Origin of the sequence: Sphingobium sp. ba1, assembly GCF_000743655.1 — a bacterium.
Lineage (GTDB): Bacteria > Pseudomonadota > Alphaproteobacteria > Sphingomonadales > Sphingomonadaceae > Sphingobium.
Genome location: NZ_JPPQ01000069.1, coordinates 2,949,796 through 2,958,730, shown reverse-complemented (window position 1 = coordinate 2,958,730; position 8,935 = coordinate 2,949,796). Strand labels below are relative to the sequence as shown.

At 61.9% G+C, this 8,935-nt stretch carries 6 protein-coding genes; 3 read left to right on the top strand and 3 right to left on the bottom strand.

Annotation, left to right across the window (positions count from 1 at the left end):
- The 3 genes from IL54_RS17600 to IL54_RS24320 all read left to right on the top strand — a co-directional run.
- Positions 1 to 2,095 (top strand): TonB-dependent receptor (locus tag IL54_RS17600; RefSeq protein ID WP_076605589.1); only part of this gene is annotated, 2,095 nt, incomplete at its 5' end.
- A 99-nt stretch (positions 2,096 to 2,194) separates the two neighbouring features.
- Positions 2,195 to 5,410, top strand: a complete 3,216-nt coding sequence (locus tag IL54_RS17595; protein ID WP_037477351.1) for an autotransporter outer membrane beta-barrel domain-containing protein — start codon at positions 2,195 to 2,197, stop codon at positions 5,408 to 5,410.
- Positions 5,411 to 5,632: 222 nt separating this feature from the next.
- Positions 5,633 to 6,334: a hypothetical protein gene (locus tag IL54_RS24320; RefSeq protein ID WP_156106250.1), complete on the top strand. Its 702-nt coding sequence runs from the start codon at positions 5,633 to 5,635 to the stop codon at positions 6,332 to 6,334.
- 23 nt (positions 6,335 to 6,357) lie between these two features.
- On the opposite strand, the gene gatB is transcribed toward IL54_RS24320, so the two are convergent.
- Genes gatB through IL54_RS17580 form a run of 3 tightly spaced genes read right to left on the bottom strand, consistent with a single transcriptional unit; the run spans position 6,358 to position 8,566 of the window.
- The gene (gene gatB / locus IL54_RS17590; protein WP_037477350.1) at positions 6,358 to 7,860 is read right to left on the bottom strand and encodes an Asp-tRNA(Asn)/Glu-tRNA(Gln) amidotransferase subunit GatB; all 1,503 of its coding nucleotides are present in this window, start codon (positions 7,858 to 7,860) and stop codon (positions 6,358 to 6,360) included.
- Entirely contained in the window at positions 7,860 to 8,276 is a 417-nt protein-coding gene (locus IL54_RS17585) for a type II toxin-antitoxin system VapC family toxin (RefSeq protein ID WP_037477349.1), read from the bottom strand. The genes gatB and IL54_RS17585 overlap by 1 nt, the downstream gene beginning before the upstream one ends.
- A complete protein-coding gene (locus tag IL54_RS17580) occupies positions 8,273 to 8,566 on the bottom strand; it encodes an AbrB/MazE/SpoVT family DNA-binding domain-containing protein (RefSeq protein WP_037477348.1) in 294 nt (97 codons plus the stop codon). Before IL54_RS17580 ends, IL54_RS17585 begins: the two co-directional genes overlap by 4 nt.
- Between the last annotated feature and the right edge of the window lie 369 nt (positions 8,567 to 8,935).

Sequence of the window (8,935 nt, the reverse complement as noted above, 5' to 3'; positions counted from 1 at the left end):
CCCCGCCGCCCCCGCCGACGATCAACCCGAAGCCCAGATCATCGTCACTGCCTCGAAGCGCGAAACGCCCCTGCCCCGCTATGCCGGCATGGTCGAAGCGCTCGACAGCCGCGCCTTTTCCAGCGGCGAAGCGGCAGGCGGCACCGCCACCTTGCTGGCGCGGGTCGCTAGTCTGAGTTCCACCCATGCTGGTGCGGGCCGAAACAAGCTGTTCATCCGCGCCATCGCCGATTCCGGCGTGGCCGGGCCGACCCAGGCCACCACCGGCCAATATCTGGCCGACATGCGGTTGAACTATGCCGCGCCCGACCCCGACCTCAAACTTTATGATGTCGGCCGGGTCGAAGTGCTGGAAGGGCCGCAGGGCACGCTCTATGGCGCGGGATCGCTGGGCGGCATCATCCGCATCATGCCCAACGCCCCCAATCTTGGCGAAATGGGCGGGCAAGTATCGGCGGGGCTTTCTGCCACCCAGCATGGCGACCCCGGCGGCGATCTGTCCGCAACGCTCAACCTGCCGATCGTCGCTGAAAAACTCGCGCTGCGGGTCGTGGGCTATGGCGTGCAGGACGGCGGCTATATCGACGACGTCAATCGCGGGAAGGAGGACGTCAACCGGACCCGTACCTGGGGTGGTCGCGCCGCGCTGCGCTTTGCCCCGGACGATGACTGGACGATCGATCTCAATGGTGTCTATCAACAGATAGAGGGCGATGACGCGCAATATGCGACCCGCTCGGTCGGCCGACTGGAGCGCGCCTCCGCCGTCGCCCAACCCTATCGATCCGACTATCTGCTCGGCAATGTCCGCCTGGAAAAACAATGGGACAGCCTGCGTTTCGTCTCGTCCACCGGCTTCGTGCGGCACGACCTGTCCGAAAGCTATGACGCGACCCAGCCCGGCGGCCCACCAGCGCTGTTCCGCCAGCGCAATGAAGTCGACATCTTCTCCACCGAAAACCGGCTGGTGCGGGATCTCGACAATGGGCTGGGCTGGATATTGGGCGGCTCCTACCTGCAAAGCAGGTCGAAAATCTATCGCTCGCTGACCGGCTTCGGCGCCGCCCTGATCCAGCCGGAGGTGCTTCCCGGCGTGCCCGTTTTCGGCCGGGGTCAGCCAGCGGCGGCGACGGGCGTGCGCAACAGCGTCAAGGAAGCGACGTTGTTCGGCGAAGCCTCCTTCGAACCGGTCCGGGGACTGATCGCCACCTTCGGCGGCCGCCTGACAAACAGCCGCCTGTCCGGCGAGGCGCTCGATCCGGTCGCCGCCCTCTCCTCGGCGGACCTCGCGCGGGCAGAAGCGCAGGCCGATCGCAGCGAGACGATCTTCCTACCCTCCGCCTCCTTGCTCACCGACGCGATCCCGAACGTCACCCTCTACGCCCGCTTTCAGCAGGGCTTTCGCCCCGGCGGCCTGGCCGTCGATGATCAGCGGGTGCGGCGTTTCCAGAATGACCGCATATCGACCATCGAAAGCGGCTTCCGCATGGGCCTGCCCGGCCGCGACACGATCGCGCTCAGCGCCAATATCGCCTATACCGACTGGCGCGACATCCAGGCCGACGTGACCGACCGGATCGGCCTGCCGACCACCGCTAATATCGGCGATGGGCGCATCTATACGCTCGAAGGACGCATCGTTGCCCGCGCCACCCCGCGCCTGACGCTGGACGGCAGCATCATCTATAATGATAGCCGCCTGACCCGGCAGGCAGCCTTCATTCGGGCGCTGTCCTATGATGACCAATCGCTGGCCGTGCCCAATGTCGCCAATCTGGGCGGACGGCTCGCCTTCGACTATCGCGCGCCGCTGAGCGACCGGATGAACCTCCATCTTACAGGGTCCGCCCGCTATGTCGGCAAATCGCGGCTGGGCGTCGGGCCGATACTGGGCCAGACCCAGGGCGATTATGTCGATACCAGCCTTTCGGCCAGCGTGACGCGCGGGCCGGTGCAATATTCGCTATCGCTCACCAACCTGTTCGACAGCGAGGGCAACCGCTTCTCGCTCGGCACGCCGTTCGACCTTAATACCGACTATTATACGCCGCTGCGCCCACGCACGCTGCGCATCGGCGTCGATTTCGCTTTCTGAACATCCATTCATCGCAAAACGGCACGGAAAACCAAGTTCGGCATCGTCCCTCCCGCACGCGCGCACAGAATATCAAGCGCGGCACGCAGAGGAGACTATATGCGACATCTACTGGCCTGCACGGCCATCGCGCCGGTTCTGGTGGCCCTGACAGCGGCGCAGGCGATGGCGGAAACGACCATCAGCACCGCGACGACAGCAGCCGTCAAGACCTCCACCATCGCCAACGGCGCGCGCGACGATATCACCATCAGTTCGGCCGGGTCGATCACCCTGACCAGCGGCACGGCGGTCACGGTCGACAGCAACAACAAAGTCTCGAACGCGGGCACCATCACCATCAACGACGCCAATAATGTCACCGGCATCCTGATTACCCCCGGCACGAGCGGCGCGATCACCAACAGCGGCACCATCACGCTGACCGAAGACTATACCGCCACAGACAGCGACTCCGACGGCGATATCGACGGCCCGTTCGCCAAGGGCACGAATAAAAAGGGCATCTGGCTGCAGGCGGGCGCCCCCCATGTCGGCGACATCACCCATAGCGGCACCATCAGCATTGAAGGCAATCAGTCGGACGGTATCCGCCTCGACGGCCCTCTGACCGGCAACCTCGCCACCAGTGGCACGATCAGCGTCACGGGCGACAACAGCAACGGCGTCCTGGTCAATGACGTCACCGGTAACGTAACCCTGCGCGGGACGACGACGGCGGTTGGCGCGAACAGCATCGGCGCAGCCTTGCTTGGCGACATCGACGGCGCACTCAAGATTCAGGGCAGCATCGCCAGCACCGGCTATCGCACGACGACCCGGCCGTCCGACGTCACCAAATTAGATGCCGACGATCTGCTTCAGGGCGGATCGGCCCTGGTGATAGCGGGCAATGTCAGCGGCGGCATCATCTTCGACGTGCCGCCCACCGCCAGCGACGATGATGATGAAGATGACACCGATATCGACGATGATGGCCTGACCGACAGCACGGAAGGCACGGCCTCGGTCATCACCTATGGCTCGGCAGCCGCCGTGCAGATCGGCGCGGCGGACAGCGACACGGACATAGGTGCGGTAGCCGCCGATACGTCGGGCTATGGCCTGATCGTCAATGGCGGCATTGGCGGCTATGGCGTTTATGACGGGGTCGCGGCCAATGGCCTGGTCATTGGCGGGCTGGGCGGCGATGTCGACATTGCCAAGGGCGTGCTGGTCGCAGGCACGGTCGCGGCCGTCTCCTACGACAGCGATGCCACCGCCCTGCGGCTGGGTTCGGGCGCGCGGGCCGATACGGTCGAAGTCAGCGGCACCGTCGGCGCAAGCGCATCGGCCAAGACGGGGACGAGCGCGCGCGGGCTCGTAATCGACGCAGGCGCATCGGTCTCGGCGATCAAGGTCAGCGGCGCTGTCGCCGCATCGGCGCTCGACAATGCAAAGGGCACGGCGATCGCCATTCTCGATTCGTCGGGCACGGTATCCAGCCTGTCCAACACCGGCCGGATCAGCGCGACCGGCGGCCTCACCAACACCGCGATCGACCTCAGCGCCAACGGCAGCGGCGTCACCCTGACGCAGGCGCTTGCCTCCGCTACGGCCACCGCGCCGCAGATCGTCGGCGATGTCCGGCTGGGGTCGGGCAATGACGTCTTGACCGTGTCGGCAGGCAGCATCACCGGCAACCTCAGCCTCGGCGCTGGCAATGACAGTGTCGCCCTGTCCGGAACGTCCAGCCTGACCGGCAATGTCGCGTTCGGAACCGGCACGTCCAGCCTGACCGTGGCCAACAGCGCCAGCCTGACGGGCAATGTCGATTTCGGCGGCAGCGCCGGGACGCTCGTCCTGAACGGCACTTCGTCCCTGTCGGGGGCGATCAACAATGGCGGCAACGTCGATGTGACGCTCAATGGCGGGACGCTCAGCACTACCAGCACGGGCAGCATCGCGCTGGGTTCACTGTCGGCCAGCGGCACCTCCACCATCGGCGTTGCCATCGATGCGGCGACCGGTGCCAACACCGTCTATGACGTTGCAGGCGCAGCCAGCTTCGCCAGCGGATCGCAGGTGAAGGTGCAACTCAGCCAGGTCGGCGATGCGGAAGGCGACTATGTCATCGTCCGCGCCGGATCGCTCAGCGGATCGCCGACGCTCGGCACCGCCACCCTGCTGCCCTATATGTTCAAGGGCAGCGTCGCGGGCGATGCCACGGCAGGCACCGTCACCCTCTCGATCGCGGCCAAGAGCGTGACCGACCTGGGCCTCACCGGCTCGCTCGGTAGCGCCTATTCCGCCATCTTCAATGCGCTCGACAATGACGCCGATATCGCCGACGCCTATCTCGCCATCAGCGATGGCGAGACGCTGAACGCCAATCTGCGCCAGATGCTGCCCGATCATGCCGGTGGCACGTTCGAAGCGGTGACATCGGGTTCCAGAGCCACCGCGCGCATCCTGTCCGACCCCAACGGCATCTATCGTACCAAGGACGGCCGCCTCGGCTTCTGGCTGCAACAGGTCGCCTTTGGCAGCAGCAAGAGCGTGGGCAATACCGCGTCCTACGATATCAACGGTTGGGGCGCGGGCGGTGGCGCCGAATATCTGACCGATCTCGGCGCATTCGGTGGCTCCTTCGCCTATATCCATAGTAGCGACACCGGCGGCGGCACCGACAATGCCGTCGATTCCGACCAATATGAGCTGGCGGCCCACTGGCGCGGCCAATGGGGACCGCTGCTGGCCTTCGCCCGCCTGTCCGCGGCGCATATCGGTTTCACCGGCACCCGCCATTTCTCCAATGGCGACGTCACCCGCACCGCCGATGGCGATTGGAATGGCAAGCTCTATTCGGCGACCGCCGGTGCCGCCTATCAGATGCAGATGGGCCGGTTCAGCCTGCGTCCGGCGCTCGGCATCGACTATTATCGCCTTTCCGAGAAGGGCTATAGCGAGACTGGCGGCGGCGATGCCTTCAACCTCACGGTGCTGGACCGCACCAGCGACGAAACCACCGCCAACGGCACGGTCACGGCGGGCTATGACTTTGGCAGCTTGAACCCGGAAGATGGCTGGCTGCGGCTGGAACTGGAGGGCGGCCGCCGCCAGATCATCGGCGGATCGCTGGGCGATACGGTCGCCTATTTCAAGGATGGCGACCGCTTCACCCTGACCGCCGAAGACCGCACCAATGGCTGGACCGGCCGCGCCCGCCTCTATGGCGGCACCGAAACATTCCGCGTGGGCGGCGAATTCGGCGCGGAGGAACAACAAAATCACGTCGCCATATCGTTTAGAGCGACGGTAAACTTCGTCCTGTGACGTCCTGACTATGAAAGGACGGGCCACACCCCACAGACCCTCCCGGTCCGTTCTTTCCGATCCGGCAATATCCCTCCCCAAGGGCGCCGGACATAAAGAGGGGCGTCACCGCTAGACCCGGTGGCGCCCCTTATTTATTTTACCCTTGCCATAATTGATCACCGTACTTGAATTATCGGTTGAGAAGCCTTTAACCTCCTAAATTCAAAAGGGGGCTATTCAATGCGTTCATTACTTCTCGTCACGGCAACGATTGGGTTGTCAGCATGTGCGTCTACACCTGCGCCAAACTACACGCCTATTCGAACGCCGATCAGTTTTCCAAAACTGGCCGAAGAAACTCAGGTGTCTTTGGGCGAAGACATGCTGCGGCAGGGATTTTATACCGAAGAGGATGGAATTGAACTGGTCGCAGAAAATAATATCAAAGGATATAGGCTTAGCAAAGGATTCTATCCTCAAATTGCGGAAGACAAAGGTAGCACATATCACTCCTATCGGATGTCCTCAAACCGAGAGGGGGCAGGTTATTTACTTCAAGCCCGCGATTTACTAGGCCTGCCATTACCATTCCCGCAATCGATCCGTGTTTCGAAAACGAAACAGGAAACATGCGTTATTACTGGCGGCTTAAACGGTCCCATATGCGATACGGAACACTCGTTTGAGAGAACCCGTCAGCCAGTCCTGTCAGACCGCGACCTGCAGCAGACATTGCTCTATAGTGGTCGTGTTGGGGATCGCATCAAGATCGGATACCGAGAAAGCAGTGGCAGCATCGCTCGCCCGGCCTTCTCGAATGAGGCTGAATATGACTTATCAGCTTCTAGCGAAATCGCTTACCCAGGTGCGCGGATAAAAGTCATAACGGCTGACAATCAAAAAATTCGCTATGTCGTTTTATCGAACTTCAATACGAATTAAATAACGATATTAAGGGGCTGGCGTTAAGCCAACCCCTTCTTCACCAGTTCATTCACGACCTGCGGGTTGGCCTTGCCCTGCATTGCCTTCATCGTCTGGCCGACGAAGAAGCCGAACAGCGCTTCCTTGCCGCCCTTATATTGCGCGACCTTGTCGCCATTGTCCGCGAGAACCTTGGCCACCACCGCCTCGATCGCGCCCGTGTCCGACGTCTGCTTCATGCCGCGATCTTCCACGATCTTGGCTGGTGCATCGCCGGTTTCCAGCATGATTTCGAACACCTGCTTGGCGAGCGATCCCGACAGCGTGCCGTCGGCGACCAGCGCCAGCAATTCGGCCGCCTGTGAGGGACTGACCGGGCTTTCCTCCAGGCTTTTGCCAAGGCGGTTGAGCGCGCCATAAAGGTCGGACAGCAGCCAGTTGGCCGCTGCCTTCGCGACATCGCTCTCGCTCTTCTTCTGCGCGGCGGCGCTTTGCGTCACCAGCAGTTCGAACCAGCGCGCAGTGTCGGCGTCCGCCGTCAGAGTCGCGGCATTATAGGCCGACAGGCCGAGCGCCTGCTCATAGCGCTTGCGCTTGGCATCGGGCAGTTCGGGCAGCGAGACGCGGCATTCGGCCAGGAAGGCCTCGTCCAGTTCGATCGGCAACAGGTCGGGATCAGGGAAGTAGCGATAGTCATGCGCATCTTCCTTCGACCGCATCGACCGCGTCTCACCCCGGTCGGGATCGTAGAGCCGGGTTTCCTGCACGATCTTGCCGCCCGCCTCCAGCACATCGACCTGACGGTTCGCCTCATGCTCGACCACGGCCATGACGAAGCGGACGGAATTGACGTTCTTGGTTTCGGTGCGGGTGCCGAATTCCTCGCCGGGCTTACGCACCGACACGTTGACGTCGGCGCGCATCGACCCCTGGTCCATATTGCCGTCGCACGACCCGACATAGCGCAGAATCGTCCGCAGCTTCGCCAGATAAGCCCCTGCTTCGGTAGGCGACCGCATGTCCGGCTTCGACACGATCTCCATCAGCGCGACGCCCGACCGGTTGAGGTCGACATAGGAGCTGGTCGGATGCTGATCATGCATCAGCTTGCCGGCATCCTGCTCGACATGGATGCGCTCGACCCCGATGACCTTGGTGCTGGTTTCCGGGTTTTTCTCGTCCAGCACGATCTCGATCTGCCCTTCGCCCACGATCGGGTGATAGAGCTGGCTGATCTGATAGCCCTGCGGCAGATCGGCGTAGAAATAATTTTTCCGGTCGAACCGCGACCATCTGTTGATCTGCGCCTCGATCGCCATGCCGGTGCGCACCGCCTGGCGGATGCACTCGCGATTGGGCACGGGCAACATGCCGGGCATCGCCGCATCGACCAGAGACACCTGCGTATTGGGTTCCGCCCCGAACGCGGTCGCGGCACCGGAAAACAGCTTGGCATTGGTGGTGATCTGGGCATGCACCTCCAGGCCGATCACGACCTCCCACTCGCCGGTTGCGCCCTGGATGCGATAGGTTGATTCAGTCATCAGTCGTCCTTTGAAGGCGTGATCAACGGCACGCCGGGAAAATAGCTGCGATAGAAACGCGGGTCACGGGTCAGGATGGTCGCGTTCAGAGACTGCGCGTGGCCACCGATCAGAAAGTCGGCGAGGATGGATTTAGCCGCCATCGGTTGCTTTCGACGTCGATGAACCTGAAAGGCTTTACCCGCCAGAAATGCCCCCTCCGGCATCAAGGGTTCCACATCGATAAGCATCGCAGCCAGAAGAACGCGCAGATCATCCAATGCCTCGAACCTTGGCGCCATTTCGCCAATAACTACCGGGTTTACAAATAGATAGGCACCAAATGCGGCACGATTGATATTGGCAGCGGACCATTCGAACCAATGGGGATCACGATCCAGAACATCAATGAGAACGTTGGAGTCGACAAGGATCACGGTTCGTAATTACCCCGTATTTCCCGCATATACTCATCCGTACTCATGCCGTCAGGATTGGGATATTTCCCGGCGATCGCGTTGATCGCTTCGCGCACCCGTCGGCTTCGCTCCGCTGCTTCCTCAGGGCTGAACCCCAGCGGTGCAACCACCACTTGCCCCGCTTCATTCAGCACAACCTTGTAAGGCTGTCCCGGCACCAGACCGGCGGCATCGCGCATGGCTTTGGGGATCAGTATCTGACCCTTGCTCGTCATGGTTCCAGTGTCGATCTTGCTCTGCGCGTTCATTGCCCAATCTCCAGTGTTACCAAGGTAACACTTTGCAACCCTATCTACAATCGCCGGTTACGCGCTGGATGCGATGGGGTGATTCAATCATCGCTTTTTCCGTCTGTTCACACGCTGTTGAGCGCGCCGTTCGAGAATTTTTTGTCTTTCGCGCGTCAAAGGCTGAGACTTTCCTCGCCCAAATTTTCGCCGCATCAGACCCTCGATGAATCCCTCTCCAATAATTTGGACAAGGATTTCACCGATCCATCTCACCACCACTTGTCCGGCCGCGCCACAAACCCAGCCCGTTCCTCGATCGCCAACCCCGCGTTCAGCACCGTCTGTTCGTCCAGCGCCTTGCCGATGATCTGCAAGCCCAACGGCAAG

What these genes read in the sequence shown, in the direction of transcription:
- IL54_RS17595 (WP_037477351.1), top strand. Translation starts at nt 2,195, where the DNA reads ATGCGACATCTACTGGCCTGCACGGCCATCGCGCCGGTTCTGGTGGCC.
- IL54_RS24320 (WP_156106250.1), top strand. Translation starts at nt 5,633, where the DNA reads ATGCGTTCATTACTTCTCGTCACGGCAACGATTGGGTTGTCAGCATGT.
- gatB (WP_037477350.1), bottom strand. Translation starts at nt 7,860, where the DNA reads ATGACTGAATCAACCTATCGCATCCAGGGCGCAACCGGCGAGTGGGAG.
- IL54_RS17580 (WP_037477348.1), bottom strand. Translation starts at nt 8,566, where the DNA reads ATGAACGCGCAGAGCAAGATCGACACTGGAACCATGACGAGCAAGGGT.